The organism is Sphingobacterium composti (assembly GCF_009829075.1).
GTDB lineage: Bacteria > Bacteroidota > Bacteroidia > Sphingobacteriales > Sphingobacteriaceae > Sphingobacterium > Sphingobacterium composti.
Window position 1 is genome coordinate 16,806 of record NZ_WUQZ01000008.1, and the last position, 23,496, is coordinate 40,301.

The 23,496-nt window shown below is 34.8% G+C and carries 24 protein-coding genes; 6 read left to right on the forward strand and 18 right to left on the reverse strand.

Going from position 1 to position 23,496, the window contains the following annotated elements; translation table 11 throughout:
• Positions 1-32 precede the first annotated feature (32 nt).
• On the reverse strand, positions 33-1,334 hold the full coding sequence (locus GOQ17_RS07315) for an SGNH/GDSL hydrolase family protein (protein WP_159636647.1): 1,302 nt from the start codon (positions 1,332-1,334) through the stop codon (positions 33-35).
• Between the two features lie 5 nt (positions 1,335-1,339).
• Entirely contained in the window at positions 1,340-2,560 is a 1,221-nt protein-coding gene (locus tag GOQ17_RS07320; protein ID WP_159636649.1) for an OmpP1/FadL family transporter, read from the reverse strand.
• A 130-nt stretch (positions 2,561-2,690) separates the two neighbouring features.
• On the opposite strand from GOQ17_RS07320, the gene tpx reads away from it, so the two are divergent.
• The 3 genes from tpx (at position 2,691) to GOQ17_RS07335 (ending at position 5,267) form a co-directional block, all read left to right on the forward strand.
• Entirely contained in the window at positions 2,691-3,188 is a 498-nt protein-coding gene (tpx, locus tag GOQ17_RS07325) for a thiol peroxidase (RefSeq protein ID WP_159636650.1), read from the forward strand.
• An 87-nt stretch (positions 3,189-3,275) separates the two neighbouring features.
• Entirely contained in the window at positions 3,276-4,166 is an 891-nt protein-coding gene (locus GOQ17_RS07330) for a hypothetical protein (protein ID WP_159636651.1), read from the forward strand.
• A 165-nt stretch (positions 4,167-4,331) separates the two neighbouring features.
• On the forward strand, positions 4,332-5,267 hold the full coding sequence (locus GOQ17_RS07335) for a DUF8428 domain-containing protein (RefSeq protein ID WP_159636652.1): 936 nt from the start codon (positions 4,332-4,334) through the stop codon (positions 5,265-5,267).
• A 291-nt stretch (positions 5,268-5,558) separates the two neighbouring features.
• Here GOQ17_RS07335 and GOQ17_RS07340 read toward each other — a convergent pair whose 3' ends face one another.
• The 15 genes from GOQ17_RS07340 to GOQ17_RS07410 all read right to left on the reverse strand — a co-directional run bounded on the left by GOQ17_RS07340 (position 5,559) and on the right by GOQ17_RS07410 (position 19,483).
• Positions 5,559-6,608, reverse strand: coding sequence for a TerC family protein (locus GOQ17_RS07340; RefSeq protein WP_159636653.1), 1,050 nt, complete (start codon positions 6,606-6,608; stop codon positions 5,559-5,561).
• 1 nt (position 6,609) lies between these two features.
• Positions 6,610-7,581 carry a polyprenyl synthetase family protein gene (locus tag GOQ17_RS07345; RefSeq protein WP_159636654.1) on the reverse strand — a complete coding sequence of 324 codons (972 nt, stop codon included), beginning with the start codon at positions 7,579-7,581 and terminating at the stop codon, positions 6,610-6,612.
• 58 nt (positions 7,582-7,639) lie between these two features.
• Positions 7,640-8,203, reverse strand: a complete 564-nt coding sequence (locus GOQ17_RS07350; RefSeq protein WP_159636655.1) for a DUF3109 family protein — start codon at positions 8,201-8,203, stop codon at positions 7,640-7,642.
• A gap of 7 nt (positions 8,204-8,210) precedes the next feature.
• Positions 8,211-9,002 carry a DUF3108 domain-containing protein gene (locus GOQ17_RS07355; RefSeq protein ID WP_159636656.1) on the reverse strand — a complete coding sequence of 264 codons (792 nt, stop codon included), beginning with the start codon at positions 9,000-9,002 and terminating at the stop codon, positions 8,211-8,213.
• Positions 9,003-9,032: 30 nt separating this feature from the next.
• Complete coding sequence (locus GOQ17_RS07360; protein ID WP_201288573.1) at positions 9,033-9,551, reverse strand: DUF2480 family protein; 519 nt, start codon at positions 9,549-9,551, stop codon at positions 9,033-9,035.
• A gap of 62 nt (positions 9,552-9,613) precedes the next feature.
• Positions 9,614-11,716, reverse strand: a complete 2,103-nt coding sequence (locus GOQ17_RS07365) for a peptidylprolyl isomerase (RefSeq protein ID WP_159636657.1) — start codon at positions 11,714-11,716, stop codon at positions 9,614-9,616.
• 147 nt (positions 11,717-11,863) lie between these two features.
• A complete protein-coding gene (gene lptC / locus GOQ17_RS07370; protein WP_159636658.1) occupies positions 11,864-12,475 on the reverse strand; it encodes an LPS export ABC transporter periplasmic protein LptC in 612 nt (203 codons plus the stop codon).
• The gene (gene bamG / locus GOQ17_RS07375) at positions 12,468-13,793 is read right to left on the reverse strand and encodes a BamG family beta-barrel-assembly machinery protein (protein ID WP_159636659.1); all 1,326 of its coding nucleotides are present in this window, start codon (positions 13,791-13,793) and stop codon (positions 12,468-12,470) included. The genes lptC and bamG overlap by 8 nt, the downstream gene beginning before the upstream one ends.
• A gap of 149 nt (positions 13,794-13,942) precedes the next feature.
• Entirely contained in the window at positions 13,943-14,926 is a 984-nt protein-coding gene (locus GOQ17_RS07380) for a DUF6427 family protein (protein WP_159636660.1), read from the reverse strand.
• A gap of 25 nt (positions 14,927-14,951) precedes the next feature.
• Positions 14,952-15,155: a CcmD family protein gene (locus tag GOQ17_RS07385; RefSeq protein WP_159636661.1), complete on the reverse strand. Its 204-nt coding sequence runs from the start codon at positions 15,153-15,155 to the stop codon at positions 14,952-14,954.
• Positions 15,156-15,163: 8 nt separating this feature from the next.
• Positions 15,164-15,829, reverse strand: coding sequence for a cytochrome c biogenesis protein (gene ccsA, locus GOQ17_RS07390; RefSeq protein WP_159636662.1), 666 nt, complete (start codon positions 15,827-15,829; stop codon positions 15,164-15,166).
• A gap of 13 nt (positions 15,830-15,842) precedes the next feature.
• Positions 15,843-16,505, reverse strand: a complete 663-nt coding sequence (locus tag GOQ17_RS07395; RefSeq protein ID WP_159636663.1) for a heme exporter protein CcmB — start codon at positions 16,503-16,505, stop codon at positions 15,843-15,845.
• Between the two features lie 53 nt (positions 16,506-16,558).
• A complete protein-coding gene (locus GOQ17_RS07400) occupies positions 16,559-16,933 on the reverse strand; it encodes a YtxH domain-containing protein (protein ID WP_159636664.1) in 375 nt (124 codons plus the stop codon).
• Positions 16,934-17,037: 104 nt separating this feature from the next.
• Entirely contained in the window at positions 17,038-18,876 is a 1,839-nt protein-coding gene (locus tag GOQ17_RS07405; RefSeq protein WP_159636665.1) for an ABC transporter ATP-binding protein, read from the reverse strand.
• Between the two features lie 61 nt (positions 18,877-18,937).
• Positions 18,938-19,483 (reverse strand): hypothetical protein, encoded by a 546-nt coding sequence (locus GOQ17_RS07410; protein ID WP_159636666.1) that lies wholly within the window; start codon positions 19,481-19,483, stop codon positions 18,938-18,940.
• A 126-nt stretch (positions 19,484-19,609) separates the two neighbouring features.
• Here GOQ17_RS07410 and GOQ17_RS07415 point away from each other — a divergent pair, with 126 nt between their 5' ends.
• Both GOQ17_RS07415 and GOQ17_RS07420 read left to right on the forward strand, forming a co-directional pair.
• Complete coding sequence (locus tag GOQ17_RS07415) at positions 19,610-20,857, forward strand: LVIVD repeat-containing protein (protein ID WP_201288575.1); 1,248 nt, start codon at positions 19,610-19,612, stop codon at positions 20,855-20,857.
• 1 nt (position 20,858) lies between these two features.
• The gene (locus tag GOQ17_RS07420) at positions 20,859-21,488 is read left to right on the forward strand and encodes a hypothetical protein (protein WP_159636669.1); all 630 of its coding nucleotides are present in this window, start codon (positions 20,859-20,861) and stop codon (positions 21,486-21,488) included.
• Here GOQ17_RS07420 and GOQ17_RS07425 read toward each other — a convergent pair whose 3' ends face one another.
• On the reverse strand, positions 21,489-22,271 hold the full coding sequence (locus GOQ17_RS07425; protein ID WP_159636670.1) for an SAM hydrolase/SAM-dependent halogenase family protein: 783 nt from the start codon (positions 22,269-22,271) through the stop codon (positions 21,489-21,491).
• Positions 22,272-22,517: 246 nt separating this feature from the next.
• Between GOQ17_RS07425 and GOQ17_RS07430 the strand changes: the two genes are divergently transcribed.
• The gene (locus tag GOQ17_RS07430; RefSeq protein ID WP_159636671.1) at positions 22,518-23,495 is read left to right on the forward strand and encodes a PhoH family protein; all 978 of its coding nucleotides are present in this window, start codon (positions 22,518-22,520) and stop codon (positions 23,493-23,495) included.
• Position 23,496 lies beyond the last annotated feature (1 nt).

Genomic DNA, 23,496 nt, shown 5'->3' on the forward strand with positions numbered 1-23,496 from the left:
ACCTTTTACTATTTTTTTAGCGATTCTATGACTTAAGGCAATTTTACACCCCTAAAATCTGTAGCATCTACTTTTTCTAATTTTGTGCCATATTTCGAATTTATCGCATCGATTACAAGATTTGCCATAATCGCATTTCCCATAGGAGTCAAATGTATACCATCCAATGAGAAAGCATTTCCTGTAATGAAAGCAGAGCTTACCCCCACACCGTTGTAATTAATACCAGTTTTCAATTTAGTCAACATGGCATTGGCATCGGCAACTGCAAGGTTTTTACTATTTGCAATTTCTTTTATGATAGCATTTAATTTCCCAATATGGGTTTTGATAGCAGCTGCTTCTTCGGTATCTAATACATACTTATCTTCTATAGGTCTATCAGGGTGTAATCCATAAGGCGCTGGTGAGCCAGTTGTGTTGCCCAATAATCCAGAACTAGAGAAAGGCAATGCAAATAAGTCATTGTCTGTCGCTGGTCGCGAAGGGTTTGTTTTTGTGGCTATGAATAAATTAGTAATAGTTTGTCCCGAAGCCGCTGATGCTGCATCCAACAATGCTTTTCGAGTGACAGTCGTGAAAAATGGAATAGTAGTTACATCAGGTATAGTTCCTACAACTCCTTTCTGTCCATTAGCAGTCAATTTTCCAATGAATTGTGTATATACAGCTCTAAAAGTTTGTTCATTCGTTAATACAGTTGTTCCCGCTGGATTATCATTTACAGCACCATTTGTAGCGTAACCTAATACATCATTGTTGCCTAACCAGAACGAGAAAAATGTATGATTTCTGTTGTCAACAAAGTCTTGATAGCTTTTAGTTCCGACTTCAGAACTTGGTAACAGTCTTGCGAAATACATATTACCTGCACTAACTAATCCTACACCCGAATGATCCAACCGCATACCTGGGATTCCTAAGTTATTAATCTCAGTTCCTTCGAATTTTGTAAGCACACCGTTGTTTAGAGCAGATTTATCGCTCACCCATTCTAGTTGTGGTTGACCATTCACCAAAGCTTTCAATCTATAATAGCCAGAGCCATTGGATTGTGCTTCTGAGAAGAATGGAGTGTTGAAAGTACCACCACCATGGGTTTTCATTTTCTCAGCAACAAGATTAGGGAATGCTACATTTTGTCCTTCCAGGTACAATCCTCCATCTGCAAAACCAGCAGTTAGCGAATTGCCTACGGCAATATATTTTGAGAAATCAACATTAGCGTTTTGAGCAGGTTGAAATTCCCTAGTTATTTCTGGTTTACATGAGGCCATCAGCGCAATGGCTGCCAATCCACAGTATAATTTTATGTTTTTTTGAAATGTTTTCATCGTGATTACCATTTATAGGTTAAAGAAATACCTGGAGCATGAATATTAGTTTTGTACGTTCCTTGTAATTGTGTTTCTACGTTCTTAACAGTCCGTTCCATAATTCGTTGGAATGTGTAAGCACCTGATAAATCAAACTTTTCAGATAGATTGTATGTGAAACCAACAGAGCCCATTATACGATTATTGTCAGGTGTCTCTGCATATACATATTGTCCACGTACCGGTGTGTATACATAACCTGCACCCATTCTTAGGTCTAGTTTATCTGTAGCTTCGTAATTTAAACCTACTTTACCTGAGAAAGCATTTTCATACTTTTTAGGTTGTCTTGTGTCAGTAAGAACAGGAGTATTGTTTTCGTAATCAAAAACTAATTCTTTGTAAATACTGTACCCAATTAAGGTTGCGTCAGCAGCTAGATCTAGTTTTTCACCCATAGGGAATGTAATTCCTAAGTTAAATGAAGAAGGAAGTGGTAATTCAGCAGAAAACTTTGTGTTAGGGAATGATGTTCCCAAAGCTGCAGGAACTGTAAATACAGCATCACCATCTTCAAGTTTAGTATTGACTTTTGAACGGTAACTTAAGGAGATTGCAAAATCCTCTTCTAAATTATAATGCACACCTACGTTAAACCCCATTCCTTTTCCTACGCCACTTAACTCTGCGCGTCCTGCATTTCCATGTTGATCAAAAACTGGTATAGAACGTGATAAATCCACAGATCCTAGATTATACACAAATCCACCACCTATACCAAAGTTTTCGGTAAGTTTAAAACTCAAAGTAGGTTGTATATAAATCGCTCGCATTGAAAGGTGATTTAATTCATATCTGCCAGGCCATTCTGTGCCCCAGTCAACAGCTCCACCAAACGGAGTATATACTCCTATACCAGCTTTCCACCAGCTGTTTTTGGGACCGAATGTTGCAAAAACTGAAAATGGAGGGGTCACTTGAAATTTTGTGTTGTGTTGCACATCACTATCTAATTCTTTGAATGCTGAACGATACATTACAGCTGAGGCGCCAATGGATATGGCGTTATTTTCCATTTTTGATAATGCTCCAGGATTATAGAAAATGCTGGTCTCGTCAACAAATAATGCGGAGCCTGCACCAGACATGCCTAGTGCTCTAATGCCTTGGGTATTCACTTGTGAACCTTGAGCAAATGTTAGTGTGGGACTTGCCAACAATAAGGCAAAAAGTAATTTTCTCATATGATGTGAGGTTAGCTCTGATTATAAATAATATGCTAACATAGTATTTTTTTTAGAAATAAAATAATTATTTGTCTTTTTTTGATTAATAGAAATGATTAACTTAACAATCAAAATTTAATTTAACATCATGAGTCAAGTAACATTTAAAGGGTCGCCTGTAAACACGAATGGGTCATTACCTAACATTGGAGAACAAGCACCAGACTTTTCTCTAACATCAGGAGATTTGTCGCAAAAGTCATTAAAAGATTTTGAAGGTAAAAGAGTTATATTAAATATTTTTCCAAGTGTAGATACAGGTACTTGCGCAGCGTCGGTGCGGGCATTTAATGAGATTGCATCAACCTTACCTAATTCAGTTGTTCTATGCATTTCTAAAGACTTGCCATTCGCTCAATCTAGATTTTGTGCAGGCGAGGGGCTTGAAAATGTAATCACTTTGTCTGAATATAAGAATTCTTCATTCTCTGATGCATATGGTGTCCGTTTCAGTGATGGTCCACTAGAGGGATTATTAAGTCGTGCGGTAGTAGTAGTCGACGAGACAGGTAAAGTAATCTATCACGAACAGGTGGCCGAAACTGCCGATGAGCCTAATTATGAGGCTGCCCTAGGCGTTTTATAATAATAGCATAAAATTCGCTAAGGGATGTTTGGATATTCCTTAGCAAATTTTGGTGTAATATTATTTAATAATGAATAATATTGCACTATGCAGCAATCAATCACACATAAACACCTTATATACGATCCATATTCTCCTTGTGGATATTATCTAGCGAAAATTTTAATTGCTAAGGGTCATCAGGTGATGTTATTATCCAATCAGGAATATGTTAATACTCGATATGCTGAAGAAGATTTAGATAACAGATCATTTGAATATTATGATATAAAAAATAGTTGTGATAGCAACTTATTCAAAATTTTGTCTAAAGAAGATTTTTCTGAATTTATTTATATCAAGAGTATGCTAAGCTCCGCTTTTATTTTTGAAAGTTCCTATTCCTTTGAAAATGAAATCAAGCAAAAGGAGATTAGACTTCTCTTAGATTCTTTCGCCAGCGAAAATAATATAGAAATAGTGGAGCATCGTGCGTTCCATTGTAATAAGGAAGTGATGGAAGGAATAATAAATAGGATTGGAGATTTCTTACTTGATAAGAATAAACGCCTATATGTTAATCTTCTTGATCTTAATATAATTTTCTGTGCCGATAATGAGTACGTAAATATTCTAGATGATATTATTGAGAAGTATAACGAGCGTAATCATCTGTTTATTCCTAATGTAATAAGTCTAAGGGATATTTTCAAAGTTATTTGTGAAGAATTAGGTGCAGAGTTAGAGTTCTGTGGTAAAGGCGAACATGAACGTGGTGTAATAGTTGATTATGACGAAGACTTTTTGACAGATAGAAATATTGATATTCCGAAAATTAGGCTTGGCAACACTTTAATAAAAATAAATGATGGTAATTATGCGTTTACCTCTGCAAATATTACGAAAAACATCAATAATTCTTATGTGTCTGAATTACAACTAGATGATTTTAAAAAGTTAAGGAATTTAATCAAAAGTTTACTTTATCCCTTTTTTTAAGTTAGTCTTAAATGGTGATTTTGCAAATTTGCATGATTACAAAGCTAATTTTGTAAAAAAGGGCAAGTAAGTTGGAATAGTTTTTGATAATGAATAACATCTACGAAAAACAAAAAGTTATATTAAATAACAAATAATAGTTATGAATAATTTGGGGGCAGGATTATGGAAGAAAAAGTAGCTAATATAACACATAAGAGTTCAGTAGAGCAAAAGGTAAATAAAGATAAATCAAAGATTTATTTTTTTATTGTTGCCATTATAGCTCTATTAGCTACAAATGTTTACTTCTATGTCAAGTACAAATCATCGGGAGAGAAGTTGTATACCTTAACGCTACAAAGGGAAAAATTGCAAATTGAGATTGATAGAATTGAAGCGGAGCTCGATAATATCGATAGACAAAATATTGAGGGGTTGCCTGAGGAGGTAGAATTGCAAAAGCGAAATGCGCGTGAAATGATTGCGGATTTGCGTAAAGCTCTCGAAGAGAGTAATGTGTCTGATAGTCAGATCCAGTTGGCGAATACTCAATTAGAATCATTAAAAGTAAATGTATCTAAACTTCTTGATGAGACTAATAATCTTAAGCTTCAGAACGAAATTCTTAAGAAGCAAAATATAGAGCTACAAGGGACTGTAAAAGAAACATCTAGCAAAGTTCAACAATTGGCTAATGATAATACAGTATTAAACGAAAAGGTTTTAATTGCCTCTTCACTAAAGGTGTCAAATATCATTATTAATGGGGTAGCCGAAAAGAGGAATGGGGAGCTGGAAATTGAAAACCGTGCAAAACGTGCTGATAAATTGCAGATTAAATTCAGTATTGTGGATAATCCATTGGCAAAGAAAGGCAGGAAAGAAGTGTATGCGCGCATTATAGATCCGCAAGGTAATTTAATTGCATCGAGTAGTGATGTTTTTTATGTTCATGGAGACAAATTGCAGTATACTCTAAAAGAGCACATCAATTTTACGAATAATGGCGAGGAATATCAATTTTTATGGAGTGACTCAAAACTTAAAAAGGGGGCTTACACTGTATTATTATATGCAGATAATGCGATAATGGGTAGGTCAAGCGTAGTTTTAAAATAGTTAATTAAGCTAATACTAAATCTTACTAAGTCATATATAGGACAAACAAAAATCCAATTCGATAGAATTGGATTTTTTGTTTACTCTAAGATTTAAATCTTACCTATAGGGTGTATTTAAAGGTTATTCTATAGATTTTTAAGTTTCCTATCTTCCATTGAGAACTTATTATTTGTGGTGATAGTGATTAATATAATTATGTTTAAATCTACTTTGAAACTTTGCCAAAACAAAAAGGATTGTACAAAATGATATGTTCAATACTTTTTTGTTTTAATAATGATAAAGCTTTTATGATTGGTAATTCGCTTTCTTAGGGAACATCAATGATGCTACAACACTAATTGCTAAGATGCCTATAATGATTATTAATGAGTGAGCAGTTGTGAATCCCCATTCTTTCAGATAACCGTGTAAAAGCATTTTTGCACCGATAAAAACCAATAAAAAAGATAATCCAACTTTCAGATAATGGAATTTATCAATAATGTTTACCAGTAAGAAGAACATCGAACGAAGTCCTAAAACCGCAAAAATGTTGGAGAAGAAAACTATATAAGGATCTTTCGTAACGGAGAAAATCGCTGGAATAGAATCCACTGCAAATATTAAATCAGTAAACTCAATTACTAATAAAACTAAAAACAAAGGTGTTACATATTTCACTCCGTTTTCCACTACGAAGAATTTACCGCTATCTAGTTTGTGTGTAACTTTGAAATATTTGGAGGCAAATTTTACTACTGCATGATTTTGTGGATCTACTTCCTCCTCTTGATTTCGGTTTTTATACATCATAATACCTGTGTATACTAAAAATGCACCGAAAACATATAATATCCAGCCGAATTTAGCTATTAGCGCAGCACCTATAAAAATGAATATACAACGCATAACAATAGCCCCTATTATACCCCATACTAATACTTTATGGTAGTATTTTTCAGGTATACCAAATGAGGTGAATAATAAAACCATTACAAATATATTATCAACTGATAAGGCATACTCAACGACATAGCCAGTTAGGTATTCAAGGGTTAGAGCCTTATTATATGCCTGTAAACTTTCAGCCAAGTCATCTGTTACTTTTACATCGTGCAGATGCTTAGCAACGATTTCTTGCAATCTCGCTAGATCATGTATATTATGTAACTCATTCCCCCAATAATATAGTATGGCGCCAAACCCTAAAGCAAAGGAAACCCAAATGATGGACATGATGGCAGCGGTTTTTAAGGATACTGGTTTATCATTTTTGCCAAATAATCCTAAATCAATCGCAAGCATGAGGATTATAAAGATTATAAATCCTCCAAAAAACATTAGTTCGTGACTCATTTTATTTATTACGTTCTGTGGTAAATTTTACTAGTTGTTGTAAACCCAATTTATATTCATTATCAGGAAATTCAGCTAAGATGTCAAATGCCTCTTGTTGATAAGCAATCATCTTTTGTGTAGCATAATCCAACCCACCACTGCTTCTGACAAATTGAATTACCTCAGCAATTTTTTCCGGATCGTCATTATGATTTTTGACCAACTTGATTATGTTTCGTTTTTGCGAGCTTGTCGTTTCACTAAGTGCGTAAATCAATGGTAAAGTCATCTTTTTCTCTTTGATGTCATTACCTATAGGCTTACCAACATCATCCAGTCCAAAGTCAAATAAATCATCTTTGATTTGGAAAGCTAAACCTACTTTTTCGCCGAATAAGCGCATTTTTTCAACAACTTCATCGCTTGCGCCAACCGATGAAGCTCCTGAAGCACAACATGAAGCTATTAAAGAAGCTGTTTTCTTACGAATAATCTCGTAATATATTTCTTCTTTTATATCAAGTTTTCTTGCTTTCTCAATTTGTAATAACTCACCCTCACTCATTTGTTCTACCGCGTGAGAAACAATTTTGAGCAAATTAAGTTCATTGTTATTAACTGACAATAATAAACCTTTTGCTAATAGAAAATCACCAACTAACACTGCTACTTTGTTTTTCCAAAGAGCATTAACTGAAAAAAGTCCTCTCCGCTCGTTAGCATTGTCGACAACATCATCATGAACAAGTGACGCAGTGTGCAATAGCTCAACTAAAGAAGCTCCTCGGTAGGTAGACTCATTAATAGTACCACAAAGTCCAGCCGCAAAAAAAACAAACATAGGACGCATTTGTTTGCCCTTTTGTTTGTAGAGATATTGAGTTATAATATCCAATAGTGGCACAGAACTCTGCATGGATTGCTTAAACTTTCTTTCAAAAGCTGCTATTTCAGTGGCTATGGGTTTTTGTATTTCTTTTAAATTTCGCATGAAAAATGGTACGTACCAATAAGCATCAATTTTAATTAACTAATATAGTAAAATTACATTAGATGGATTCAACAGATTTTTCTAATTCAGCGTACCAATCTTCGCCGTATTCGCGTATAAGTGGGTCTTTTAAGAATTTGTATACAGGAACTTTAAGTTCTTTACCAAAGGTACATGCATCATGGCAGATATGCCAGCGATCGTAATGTAGGACATCAAATTCTGGATAATTTGTGGTTCGAATAGGGTATAGATGACATGAAATAGGTTTCTTCCAGTTTACTTCACCTAGTTCATATGCTTTCTCAATAGCGCACTTTGTAATGCCATTTTCCCATGTCACATAAGCGCACTCTTTATTGCCATCTACACAAGTAGTTGTCAAGTCTCCATCTGCATCAATTACGCTAGTGCCGAATTCCTCAACTGCCTCAATACCCTTTTGCGTCATCAAATGCTTTACTTTAGGATATATTTCTTCGAGAATAGCTTTTTCGGACTGCTTAAGGGGTGCACCAGCATCACCTTCTATACAACAAATGCCTTTACATTTCGATATGTTGCAAACAAAATCATTGCTTACAATATCTTCATGCACAAGCACATTTCCAACCTCAATCATTACTTAATTATTTAGAATAACTTACTTTTTTACCCAATTCGTATTTCAGACCATCCGCTTTTGTCAATTCCATCGTTACAGATCCAATTAAAATTTCTACCTGCGCTTTAACAGGAATTCTATTTCCATCATTGGTGACCCAAAGATATAACTTACTATCCTTTTTAAAAATTCGACCAGGTTTAATTTCTGGATTTAGCTTAATACATTCTAATGTACCTAATGCAGTTTTGATCTTTTCCGTACCTACGAAGGTAACTTTTAGTTCAGCAACTTCATCATTTAGGAAATAAGGAATTTTGAATGAGTCGCCTGATTTCAACGAAGCTAAATCAAGATTTCGTGCAAAATAATACGCAGAAACTAAATCAAACAATTGCGAGGTTGGACTTTTAAATGTTCCTTTAGCGCCTTTAACTGTGTGATTACGGTGATCAAATGTCGCATACTCTTTACGCGTATAGCTATTCTCGTGGATGTCTTCTGTATATAAATATGGTTGATAAGTTGATCCGTCAATATATGAATCATATTTATTCTTTACAGTATAAAAGATGGAAAATCCAGATGATGTCTGTCCATATGCACTCAAATGAAAAACATTTTTATTGCTGAACTGAAGTTTGGATTTATTTACTGAAAGTACACCATTCGCTGCTGATAGGATACCGTATTTCAGCTTGTAAGATAACTTTTCACCTTCCTTAAAAGTAGGTTCTTTGAGATAGGGTAACGTTTGACTATAGCCAAATGAAAACCCTGCTAAAAGAAGTAGTACTGCTACATAAAATTTTTTCATATAATTAGGACAATCTGAAAGATGAAAAGTTTAACTTTTGCGTTTGAATACAGGTACTGTAGAGCATGGCTCACCGTACATAATACTTTTCGCAACTTGCGTTAGCTTAGAAGTGAATGTAACAAATGCGCTTTCGGGAATAAATATATCGCCACAACCTTTCACAACCACACGCTGATCTTTATATTGATCATACTCAATAGCATTGATAGCTAAAGTGTACTGTTCACGTATTACGTCTTCCTTGGTGCCAAAAGTAATGGATTTAGTATATGGTGTTAATTTATTCGCTAAAATCATGTACGCCCATGTCGGTACGATAGCATCGGTAGAACAAGTGATACCTACATGTTTGTCTTGATATTGGGACCAATCATGTTCTTTTATGAATTCACGAAATTCTTTTTCGCGAAGAATCAGTCCATGGAATAAGTTATCCTTGATATCGTATACAATAATGTCGTCTTGATCTGGTGAATACTTTGCCAAATCAATGGTTAATAACCCGCTTTGAGCTACTTTGTTGACAATGTTTTCTTGAATTTCCATACCTATTAAAATAAAATAGCCGAACATCTTTGATGGTCGGCTATAAAAATAATTATAATATCTTAATAAAATCTAATACGATTGTCATCAATATCAGCATTGTCCATCAAGGCTTTGAAGATTGAACCCCATGAGCGTTGTTGTTTAGTTGCCAACATTTGTTTTTGCTGTGCTTTACGTTCAGTCTCCACCATTTCTTTAGGATTTACAAAGCTCGAAACTTGTACTGCATATACACCTTGTGAGCCTTCAATACTTTTCGAAGGTTTGTTCGGTTGCAAACCGAATACTGTTCCAATAACTGCACTTTCGAAAGACACTCCTGGAATTACTGGGTTAGCTAATACAATGTTTTCTACATTAACAGCTGTTTTACCTAATTTTTGAGCTACTTGATCAATGTTAGAAGCGCCGTTTAATGCGTTGTTCATTTTTTCTTTCAGCATGCGTGCTTTTACAAGGTTGGTAACGCCTAGTTGAATTTCTGACTTTATTTCTTCTAATGGCTGTATGCCTTTAGGACTTACGCCAGTTGTTTTTGCAAGGATAAAGTAATTATCAGTTTCAAATATTTTATCTGTGACATCACCAGCTTTGGATTCATATACCCATCTTACCAACTCTCTAGGAATATCTACACCATTTAATGTATTGTCCATAGCGCGTAGACGAATTGCTTTTTCAATATTTGCATTATGCTTTTTAGCAACATCAGCAAAGTTTTTGCTGTTTATTTCAGATAGGATGTTATTTGCTTTAGTATAAGCTGCATCAGTAGTTTCTTTACCAGCAACAATTGCTTTATCAACAACAGCTACTTTTACAATTTTAGAATTACCGATATGTTTTTCGATTTTCAATACGTGCACACCAAATTGTGATTCTACTACAACCACATCTCCAGGTTTGTTGTTGAAAGCAGCTTCCTCAAATGGGCCAACCATTTGACCTCTTGTGAATGTACCTAAATCACCGCCATTATTCTTACTTCCTGGATCTTGGCTAAATTCGATAGCCAAAGTTTCGAATTTCTCACCTTTTGCTAATAAGCCTTTGATAGAGTCAGCCTTAGCTTTAGCTTTGTCAATACCACCTTCAGCTGTTGCATTCAATAATATATGACTAGCTTTTACTGAGTCGGCACTGAATTTTGAATCCAATACTTTTGCTATTTCATACGTGCCATTTGATGCGTAAGGTCCTACAGTTGTGCCTACTGGTACATTAAAAACTACTGAATCCAATGCAGGGCTCAATTGACCTTTTTTGTAATAAGTAATTGGAGCTTTGTTTTCTGAATTAATCGCTACGAAAGAAGAATCATTTGCCGATGTGCTCAACTCTTGTTTTAATGATTGAATAGAAGCCAATGTCGAAGCTGAATCTTGTTTAGTAGGTCTAGCATCAATTAAAATGTATTCTACAGAACGAGTTTCTTCTTCGTTTTTGAATAAATTTTTGTTTTTTTCGTAGTATTCTTTGTAGTCAGCATCTGTTAACTTGATTTCGCTTTCATTTACTGAAGAATAATCCAAAAGAACGTATTTGAAATTAGCTAATTTGTTTTTAGCAGTATATTCATCTTGTGCTTCCAATGCCGTTACATAAACTGAAGAACTGACTAGGTTAGAGTATTTTTCTGCTAATCTTTGTGAGCGAATTTGTTCTAACATTCCTTCCCATTGTTGAGCTATCTGTGGATTATTTTTAGCTTCTGTAATTACTTGTGCCAAATAAGCTCTATCAAATTGACCTGTTTGAGGATTTGTAAAAGTTTGGATGATTTGTTGAGCTGGGTTAGGGCCAGAGATTAAATCATTTAATTCTTTTTTACCTAAAGTAATTCCTACTTTTTCAATTTCAGCATTCAACAATTCTTGTGATACCAATTGGTTCCATACTTGTTGAACAGCAAAGTTTCTGATTTGTGGAGTTTCTGCACCACCCATTTGTTGTTGATACTGATTAGAAGTTTGATCAACCATAGCATTGAACTGCTGATAATCAATACCATTACCATTGATATTACCTACTTCATTCTGTTTTTGCATCCAAAATGGAGTTCCTGATTGAATAATATCACCTAATAAGAATGCAACAATTGCTAAACCGATAACGAAGATTACTAATCCCGCACGGTTACGCAAATTACCCATTAATCCCATATTCCGTTATTTGTATTTATGTGTTCTTTAGTTATTTAATTGACTTTGTTTTTAAACAAGGCGCAAGATACAATTTTTATAAAAAAAAAGCATATAAAATATATGCTAATTCAAAACATCTTTTGCTGATTGTTGTTTTATAGAATTTTATTGACCGAAACTTGGAATATTACTGCTACTTGAAGGAATCACAAATCCCGTCATTTGTTCTCCTTGTATATTCTTGAATTCCGTATCTGATTTGAATGAGAGCGCCTGCAAGCTACCTCTCGCATCTTTGAAATCCATGGTAATTGGTACAGAATTATAATAAATTTTTTGATTCTCATCGTAAAAAATCTCTTCCGATTTGATTACAGATCCATCAGCCATATTGATGACAACATTTTTTCTAAATTCTGTTATTCCCTCCTTAGCACGTTGTATACCATAATCCGAACGTATACGTTGTGTTTCTTTACCATCAGCATCATAAAAGATAATTTGTAATCCCTTTTCGAATTCGTAATTGTTGTTCTTGCCCTGCGTCGTATCATGGTAGATTTTCATTTCAGGACCAGTCAATTGTGCTTTTACGACAGCAGAATCACTATAAATTATTTTGACATCCTTGTACAAATCTACGGCTTCTTCCTGTTGGATATTTTCAATTGCATTGATATCCTTCATTTCATTCTCACAAGCTGTAAATAGGAAAATCCCTATTGCGCAAAAAGCAAATAGGGATGTCAAATTCTTTAGGAATAGTTTACTAATCATAACTTCTTCTACGGAACCAAAGGTCATTGATGTTGAATCCTATATTGATGTTTATATAACGCTCACGTACTAAATTGTTTTTTAGAGTACCTTGTTGACCCAATTCTGCTGAAATGTTAATTCTGGATGATGTACTTCCAAAGTTCGTCTCGGGTAATGGGAGTCCAAATCCTAAAGTCACGGCCATATCATCAATACGTGTATTGTTGGCGGTAATGTGTCCTTGGTTATAACGCATACCTAAGCGGTAATCCACTATATTCCAATACTTATTTGAACTTGCGTCAGGTTTCCATTGTCCACCAAGAGCTACCCCATAGTTTTTACCAAGCGGGGCTTCACCTGCACGAGTTTGGTATTCTGTCCAATCTGCATATTTGAAATCAGCACCAATCATCCAATCATATCCTTTTGAAACCGTAATACCAACACTGTGTTTCATTGGAAGATTTATATTACGTGTACGCTCTCCTGTTTGAGGTAGAGAGTCCAAAGCCACATTCTCGAAATCTAGCTCCGAGGATGGCTGTGTGCGTGTTATTAGTTGGGATGTTTTTTCTTTTACCGTGTTATTCAATGAGCCTGAATACCCTAGAGTAATATTGTGTTTTCTGCTGACAGGAAATGAGTATTGCGCTCCATAATCAACGATTAAGCCTCTCACTAATCTAGTTGTTTGGCTTCTAGCATTTAATGAGTTGAAATCATAGGGAAAAGTAACTGTTAGATTATCTTTTAGCTCACCAAAAAGGAAACCTGCATTACCACCAATACTTAAACCTTTGAAAGGAGAGAAGCCATAGCCAACAAAAGCCTTATTTAAACCGCCTTCGCCTTCTTTGGATTGGCGAGTGGTAATAGTGCCCATAGTACGCATTTCAGTAATATTGTATCCAACATCGGAATAGGGCGTTAATCCAAAAGCAACACCATGATTACGTGCTACTGCAAAACCAAAACCAAAATGTGAAAATGCAAAATCGGCGGTATTATCTTGTGCGCTACCTTTTGTCAATTGGGTCATGTTGCCATAAAGTCCAGCCTCTAAAATTGTTCTGTTCAGTCCAGAATAACTTGCTGGGTTAGCAATATTCAATATTGGTAAACCTGCTTGATACCTCACAGCAGTGGAGATCCCTCCCATTGATCTAGTTTGTGGTAATAAATCTTCGCGCGTCTGCCCAATTCCAAATTTTGAATAGGGTGAGTGAGAAGTCGTTTCTTGAGCGAAAGTATGTGTTGCCGTCAGCATCAATGCCGTTCCGAACATAACTTTTAACGCTTTTTTTGCACTCAATATGTTTGATTGTCTATGCATATATTTAATAAAATCCGAAAACGGATTGCTCTTTTATACTGTTAGGTCAATAATAATACTAACTTTTATTGGATACAAAACTATTTATTTTTAAATGAATACCTTAGTCTATTTTGTTAAAAAAGGTTAATCATTTAGATATTAATAATTTACATGAATTGAAAATAGATTATTGTCGCAATTATAACCACATAAACACTTTCATATAGCCATTTAATCTTAGCATACGCAAAATAATAGGCCAAATATATTGCTAATGGAGGTGCGCACAATAAAAAATGATTAATCGTAATCTGTCTGCTCAGATAAAACGAACCGATGATTAACAAAAGCATGTAAAACAATAATTGAAATGACTTACGAATATGTACAATGCTTCTGAAATATTGATCTTTTAACACCAAAAGAAACAATAATAATGCAATTCCGATTGGAATTGCTGCAAAGTAGTCATGATAGTCAGCCTCTAATCCTATTGGTAAAGGATTGGTGAAGGGCTTGAATATTTCTAAAAATTCCTCGAATCGATCTATCCAATAATATACAACCCCTATCAAAAAATAAATTACACCAAACCCCAAGATAGGTGTAACCCATTCTCGCCAAATAAATGGTCTAAATATGATTAATGCAATCCATAATAGAAATAGCATAACAATAAAAGGGAAATAAATCAAACTTCCTAACGCCACAATCATTCCCAAATCAAACATTAGAGTTTTGACATCAGCTTGTTTATATATATTGAATAATTTACTCATCATCCAAATGGTGATGAAATTGCAAATTAAAGTTGGAGACAACACTAAAAATGGAAGAAATAAACTCACTAATGTCATGAAAATCAGTGAAGTAAGGAATGTTGGTTTGCCTAAAAAGTTGAAATGATTAATTATCTTGTTAAGAAGAAATGCTTGTAGGAGTGTAAGTACCAACGTGAATAATACATTGGATTGAGGTTGGAGGTTTTTTCCAAACTCAATATTCAGGAGATTATCAACTGCCGGTTCTAAGAAGAAAGGCTTAAGGTCCTCTGGTAGATGGAGAAACGCGCCCAAACACAATAAAGTGCCAATCAAGCATACATAAAAGATGTTGAGTGGAGTAAACTTTCTGTGTTGATTGATAATCATATTTATAAATAGAAAAATTGAAAGACTATTTGTCTTCCAATTTTTTTACTTTTCTGTCAATAGTAAATAAAAATGCATACATTCCAATAACAATAGTCAGAATAACACCCACGACTACCCAAATTTTTCCTGAACTTCTCAATCCCGTAGCCATTTCTACATCATTTTGAGCAAATGTAGAACAGATTGAGAATAGCATAAATGCCAATAAAAGGCTAATTTTTTTCATTACAATATCTATTGAATTTTATTTGCTTTATTTTCTAATAAACGAACTCTGTAACGGATTGTACATACCCAAATACCGGTCAGTATCCATCCTATGACAGCTGTATAAAATACCGGACGCATATAGTTGTCCATGTCTAAATCCCCAAAAGTAGAGTTTCCGCCGCTTCCTGGATGTAGCGAATCTGTCAATTTAGGCAAAATATACAACAAGACGACCATAATAGGGAATGCAAAGATGTTGTATACTGCGGATATTTTGGCTCTTTTTTGTTCTTCTTCTAATGCATTACGCAATACTAAATATGCCAAATACATTAACGTCGCAATAGCGGAACCATTTAACTTTGGATCATTAGGCCATGGCTCACCCCATGTGATGTTAGCCCACAGCATACCTGTCAACAAACCAAATCCACAAAAAACAATACCAACATTTACGGCTTCCACAGCCATAACATCATGTCTCATATCATTTGTGTTGAGATATTTGATGCTATATATTACAGATATAAGATATAATATAAGCATAGTAAACCACATCGGTACGTGAAAATACACATTGCGAATGGTTTCATTAAGAATATGAAGTTCTGGAACAGGTCCAATTAATCCCGCTACTACCGACGCACTGACCATACACGCAGCTAGGATTTTCCACCAATTTTTTCTCATTCTTAGTATAAATTTAATCCCTCCAAAGGTAAGGAAATAACAATAAAGAAATTGTAATAGTTATAATATTAATTGCAAGTAAAACGCCAATTTCGCCATAGCTGATCCCTCTGTCTAAACCTTGTAAAGCATTATTGGAAAGCTTAATGAGTACAATTAATAACGGGATAATAACTGGGAATGCTAATATAGCCATTATCGTACTGTTATTGCCTGTTTTTGAGCTGATTCCTGATACCATAGTAAACACAGTAGCAAAGCTGATACTACCAAGTAATACCGCAACAAAATATAATAAAGTGTCTCCCACAGGATTTTTGAAGATGACAGAATACGTGAAATAGGCAATAATCGAAAGAAACACCATCAAAATGGTGTTATATATAATTTTGGAAAGAATTATTGATTTTGGTCCAGTAATGGAATAGTAATACAATTGTCTATATTGACTTTCTTGTACAAAAGATCGACTAATTGCATTGATGGAAGCAAAAAGTAGAATAATCCAAAAAAGAGCATTCCACATTAACGTATTATCTACAGTTTTGAATGCTTGATAACAAACGAAAACTGTAGATACTACATATAGAAATATGCTATTTATAGCATGCTTTGATCGCCATTCTAAGATAAGATCTTTATGGACTAAAGTTTTGACTTCTTTCAAAAGACTCATGTGATGCAAAGATACACATAATTTGAAATTCGTCTATTGAATGTATTACCTGATTAAGCGTTTGAAATATCTGATTTAGCTTTATCAGCAATATCTTCTGCTTTATTTGCCACGCCATGCGCAGCATCAGAAGCCTTATTCGCCCAAGTAGAAGCTTTGTCTGATACTTTATCTAATACATTTTTACCTGCGTCTTTTGCTTTTGCTTTTAAGTTTTCTAACTCTTCTTTCGCGCTTGCAGCAAGTTTAGATGCTTTTTTAGATTCTTTTTTAGATAATTCTTTGATTGATTTTGTTAAATCTTTTATCCCACAATTTGCTTTGTCTAATGTTTTTTTACCATCTTCTGTAGCTAATAAATAATAAGCAGCAGTACCTACAGCAAGTCCTAATAATGCAAATGCTACTAATCCGTTTTTATTTTTCATAATATTTGAATTTTTTGATTGTATATAAATTTAACTACTCGTTTAGTGTTTTTATAGAACAACCATCATTCCAAAAAGTTTTTATAAAATAGGATTAACAAAATTTAACTTTCAACAATGCGTTGTGCTGACTGTAAGCTGTACAAATGATGATAAAGTCCTGAGCCTTTTGACAATAGTTGTTCGTGATTACCGAATTCAACAACATGCCCATTTTCAACAACGACAATATTATCTGCATTTTTGATTGTAGAGAGTCTGTGCGCGATAATAATAGAAGTTCTATTTTTCATAAGTTCTTCTAAAGCTTCTTGAACCAATCTTTCAGACTCAGAATCTAACGCTGAGGTTGCTTCATCCAAAATTAAAATCGAAGGATCCTTTAGTAGAGCTCTTGCGATTGCAATGCGTTGTCTTTGTCCACCTGATAGTTTAACGCCTCTTTCGCCAACAACAGTATCATATCCTTCTGGAAAACTCATGATGAATTCATGTGCATTAGCACGTTTAGCGGCCTCGATGATTTCATTTGGTGCAGCGTCCAAACGGCCATAGTTTATATTTTCACGAATAGTACCGCCGAAGAGTAATACATCTTGTGGAACGATAGCTACCTGATTACGAATGTCCGTTAATGAGTAGTGTGATGATGGCTGATCATCATATAAAATTTGACCCTCTGAAGGATTATAGAATTGTAGAATCAATGATGCTATTGTCGATTTACCTGCGCCACTCGGACCTACTATGGCAATTTTCTCACCAGCATTAGCTGTAAAGGAGATATCTTGTAAAATATTTAAGTCAGGTCGAGATGGATAAGCAAATTTTACCGAAGAAAAAGTCAATTTACCTTTAATTGGTTTGCTAATTTCTTTATTGCTTTTATCGACAACAATGTCTTCAGTTTTTTCATTCAAAATTTCGATAACTCTTTCGCAAGCGCCTAATGCTTTTTGAATACCGGCGTACAATTCTGGAAAACTACCCATAGAGCCAGCAACAAACATAGAATATAGAATGTATGTTGTTAAATCTCCAACAGTTATTTCGCCAGTAGAAACCAAAGTAGCACCATACCATATAACGGCTATGATAGCGCCGAATATGCAAAAGATGATAAAAGAAGCGAACAAGCCCCTAAATGTAGCTCCTTTAATGGCCAGCTTGACTACGTTATCTAATTTTTGACCGTAGCGTTGAGATTCGTAATATTCGTTTACAAAGGCCTTTACGTTAGATATGCCTAATAGCGTTTCTTGAACAATGCTGTTTGAATCTGCTAATTGATCTTGTGTCTGACGAGAAAGATTGCGTATGAATCTACCAAAGAATAGTGCTGTAACGACCAATATTGGTAGAATGCTCAAATTCATTAAGGCTAACTTTGGGGAAACCCAGACCAATAATAAAACACCAATTATTAAACTTAATGTTTGCCTGATTATTTCAGCTAATGTTGTGGTTAGCGTATCTTGAATCTGTGATAAATCCGCAGATAATCTACTATTCAATTCACCCACACGACGATTAGCAAAAAAATCAACAGGAAGAGTGATTAATTTACGATATGAGTCGCGACGGATATTAGCTAATGCTTTTTCGGCAATTTCGACAAAAAGTCTGATACGAAAAAAAGATGTAATTGATTGAAATAATAATATGCTGATAGATAGAGAGCCGATATACAAAATACTTGGTTCAAGCCAAGGGTACGTTTGCTTACCTTGTGCCGCATCGATCATAGCACCCAAAAGTGCTGGGAATGTCAACATCGTTAAGCTAGATAGTACCAAAAATACCATCCCAATGATAAACTTGAATTTATAAGGCTTGAGATATCTAAATATTTCTAAAGCTTTTTTTACAAGTTCTTTGTTAATCTTTGGTTTTGGTAGTTCTTCAGCTTGGGTATTGCCACTATTCAGTCTTTGTCTAGCCATTATTATTCACTCAACGCTTGTTTAATGGCGACAAATGTACATATATTCCCCAATGAAGCTATCAGACTTTCGTCACATTTTTTGATTTCAAGAGCTTGTATTGGTATATTAGAGCTGCAATCAAGCCAATAATCACTATGCTAAAAAGATAAATATAGGTGCTACAGCTGTGATCTTCCTCTTCCAATTTTTTAATTGCCTCACGCAATTTATCATTCTCAGCTTGCAACTTAGAAATGGTTTTCATGTAGGCAGTAACTTGTTGGTCATATTCAGAAGCTAAAAGCTCATAACGTTCTTTTTCACTGTCCTTCAGGTCTAATAGTTTTCTCGTTTCGACGAAGATGTTATTGTCTGTAATGACTATCTGTTTAAGAATGTCAATGGATTTCTGCATATCTCCTTTGGATTTGAATAATCCAAAAATTCCAGTTTTTTGTTGCAATGAAGAGTCATATTCTCCAAATTTCTTTGCACGTGCATTGAGCAAATTATTTACCTTTTGACGTTGATCTTCAAAATTAGATGAAGAATCTAAGGGTGTTTGCGCAAATAAAGTAGGAGTTGAACTCAAAAAAAAGAATAGTGCGAATAGCCAGTTTTTCATTTGTTACGTGTTACGGTTTGACTGAGGTATATGACTGTTGGATGCTGATTAAGTTTAATTTTTTTCTTTTTTATTGTAGCAATAAAAGCGCCTTTACGTTCTATGTGCATACTAAACAACCAAATTATGAATTTAATAAAATCTTTTTTATTTCTTGGCTTGGCAATAGGCTGTCTGTCTGGATGTGATAAAGTAGAGCGAAATACCTATTACAAGGTAAGTCTACCTGTATTAGAGAAAATGGCTGATATTCGGGCTAAATCACTTACCACTGTCGCTCCCAAACCGTTAACGGAAAGTGGTAAGATTTATATTTTTAAAGATTATTTATTTATCAATGAACCTTTAAAAGGTATACATATTTATAATAATAGTAATCCCGCAACCCCAAAGCCGATATCATTTTTGAATATACCTGGTAACGTAGATATGGCTGTAAAGGATAATGTTCTTTATGCAGATAGTTTCGTTGACTTGCTCACTTTTGATTTGTCACATCCTGATAAGCCAACATTATTGAATCGCATAGAGGATGTTTTTAAGCAATTATATTACTACGATATTGAAACCAAGACTATGTCAAATGTGGCTGTGGAATATGTGGATACAGTTTTGAATAGGGAAGATTTTTATAAATACAATCCTCATATCAAACATAACTTTGAAATGGTGAATTATGATGCTGGATCTGGAGTTGGCTCGTATGGACAAGGAGGCTCGATGGCTCGATTTACTTTAGCTAATGATCATCTTTATACCGTAGATAATTCATCCCTTAATCTGTTTGATGTATCAGATAAAACCAAACCTTCTTTCAAGAAAAATATCACGTTGGGTTGGGGAATTGAGACGATTTTTCCATATAAAAATAACCTATTTATTGGATCCAATTCAGGAATGTTCATTTATAATATAGATAGTGCTGCAGAACCCAAACAAGAATCTGTGTACTCCCATTTGCGCGCTTGTGATCCCGTGGTCGTGAATGATGATTATGCTTTTGTGACTTTACGTACTGGTGCGGCCTGCGCTGGAGTGGTCAATGTGTTGGAAATTGTCGATATTAAGGATTTAAAAAATCCTAAATTATTAAAGACTTTTCAAATGCAAAACCCGCATGGCTTAGGATTAGCAACCGATGTATTGTATATCTGCGAAGGAAAATTTGGATTTAAAAGTTTCGATGCGAAGGATGTGACAAAAGTTGGCGATTTACAATTAGAGCATCTAAAGGATTTGCATAGTACAGATGTAATCCCAGGGCCGAAATCTCTTATTGTTATAGGTGAAAATGGTGTTTGCCAATACGATTATGCTAATAAGTCGAAGTTGAGATTATTAAGTTGCATATCTGTTAATTCCACTCACGATTAGTATGAAGGAAATTTTGCTGTGCTTTTTTCTAGCGCTCAGTTTGCATGCTGCCAATGCTCAAGATAAAAAGCAGACTACACTTATTGAGGGAGGTCTTCTGACGTATGGAGTAGCCACTAAAGAATTAGGCTTTTCATTTAGAGGTATACATAGCAAGAAAGTTTTGCCTGACTTGTATGTTGGGTTGGGTACTGGATACGAGAAATATATGATGAACGAAGTAGATGGCAAGGCTTTCAAAATATTGCCACTTTTTGTTCAAGGAAAATATGTTCTCAATTCTGAAAAGTCAAGTTCTTTATTTGCGGCATTAGACCTAGGATACGGGATGGGCATGCTAAATAAAGAGCAACAAACGGAATTTGAAAAAACCACCCATAAAGGTGGAATGCTTGCCTCGCCTCAAATTGGTGTTGTGTTTAATACAAAACGTAGACAAGAGTTTATTACGCTATCATTTGGATATAAATATCAAGGATTTGCCGAGAAGCGGTATTACAATTCTTTGTGGTCAATTGGAACACCTATACAAGACGAAATGGATTCATCTCCATTGCAGGGTTATGATAATTTTACGGATAGTAAATACCATTTGCACAGGTTGTCCATTATGTTGGGTTTTGGGTTTTAATTAAGCTGTAAACTCCACCATGATGGTTTCGTCGGGATGAAGCCCCAAAAGTGTACTAGCATTTCCTTTGTTGATAGCAATTTCCAAGTAATTAGAAATTCCAAATAGACAAAGTTTTTCGCCTTCGGACACCTCATTATAATGCCAACTCATTTTGTTAATGGTTTCATTACGTTTGAAGTGCAGGATAAAGTTACGACCCTTTTGTACTTGGTTAAATAAATCTTTGCTGATATTACTTATCACATTACCAAAAGAATCGATGTATGAAACATGCCCTTTGATGATATTGCCTTCTATAATTGGCAATAGAGTTACTTTTTGTAAAGGTGACTCAATTTTAGAGCCGAGCTCAGCTATATCTTTGCCAGAAGCAATATGACAAGCAGCTTTTACCAAGATATCTGCTAAGGGAAAGTGCAAGAATCGTAAATCTTGCATTATTTCTATTTCGTGCAATTCTTCGGCAGTATGCTCGCCTAAAATAATGCTAAAAATACCATTGTCAGCACCTACGAAATAGTGACCATTGTGCTTCATGGCAATATATCTACTGCCTTCTTGGAAAACAGTATCAATTCCTATAAGATGAACAGTATTCTTAGGGAAATAATGATAGGCATTTTGAATTACAAAAGCTGCATTCTGAATATTAAAAGAAGGTATTTCATGGGTGATATCAATCAACCTCACATCGGGAAGCAATGAAATGATGCTTCCTTTAAGCGCCGCTTGATAAAAATCACGGTACCCAAGATCTGTTGTTAATGTTATTACACTCATTATTTTGTTAGTGCGTAAGATTGACGCTCCTTAAAATTCCTTAATATTTTCAAAAATTGATTACAAAGGTATAAAAACTACCCATGTTAATCCCTTTAATAAAGGTAAAATAATGAATATTTTTTAGAATTGGTGAGAGTCAGAATATTAGTTTGTATTTTTGTTAGGTAAGATGAAACCATTCTATTCACAGTAGTGAAAATGATGACTAATACTTCGAAACTTCTATACTAAAAATTTAATAATTTGAGTGAGTTAATAATTAATTTAGAAGGTGTTAATCTGGCTTCTCTTTGGGGGGCTGACAATGAAAATTTTGAAGCTGTAAAACAGAGATTTCCAAAATTAAAATTGATTGCTAGAGGTTCAGAACTCAAAGTTTTGGGTGAAGAGTCTGAGCAAAAAGTTTTTGAATCAATTTTTACTAATATTGTAGATCATGTTTCAAAATTTAACAATTTGGAACTTATTCAGTTGGAAGAATTGTTAGGGATACCTTTATCGTCTGCGTCTAGTGCCGAAAAGGAGAAATCAGATGCGTCTTCAGTATTAAAAGGCGAACCTATTGTTTATGGACCAAATGGTCTAATTGTTCGTGCCCGCACACCAAATCAACGCAAAATGGTGGATAGTATTATTAAGAATGATATCTTATTTGCTATTGGCCCTGCTGGTACTGGAAAGACTTATACAGCTGTTGCGCTAGCTGTACGTGCCTTACGCAACAAAGAAATAAAGCGTATTATCCTGACTCGTCCAGCTGTAGAGGCTGGAGAAAATCTTGGTTTTTTACCAGGGGACTTGAAGGAAAAGGTTGACCCTTATTTGAGACCTTTATACGATGCCTTGGATGATATGATTCCTGCTGAAAAACTGAAAGGCTATCTAGAAAACAGAACTATTGAAGTGGCGCCATTAGCATTTATGCGTGGCCGAACATTGGACAATTGTTTCGTGATTTTAGATGAAGCTCAGAATGCTACCGATATGCAGTTGAAAATGTTTTTGACACGTATGGGACCTACAGCTAAGTTTATTGTAACGGGTGATTTGACACAAATAGATTTGCCAAAGAAGAACCAATCAGGATTGGCGACAGCCATCAAAATCTTGGATGGTATCAAAGGGATAGACATCGTATACTTAACCGGTAGCGATGTTGTACGTCACAAATTGGTGAAACGCATTTTAGAAGCTTACGGAGATTTAAATAATAATAATTAAT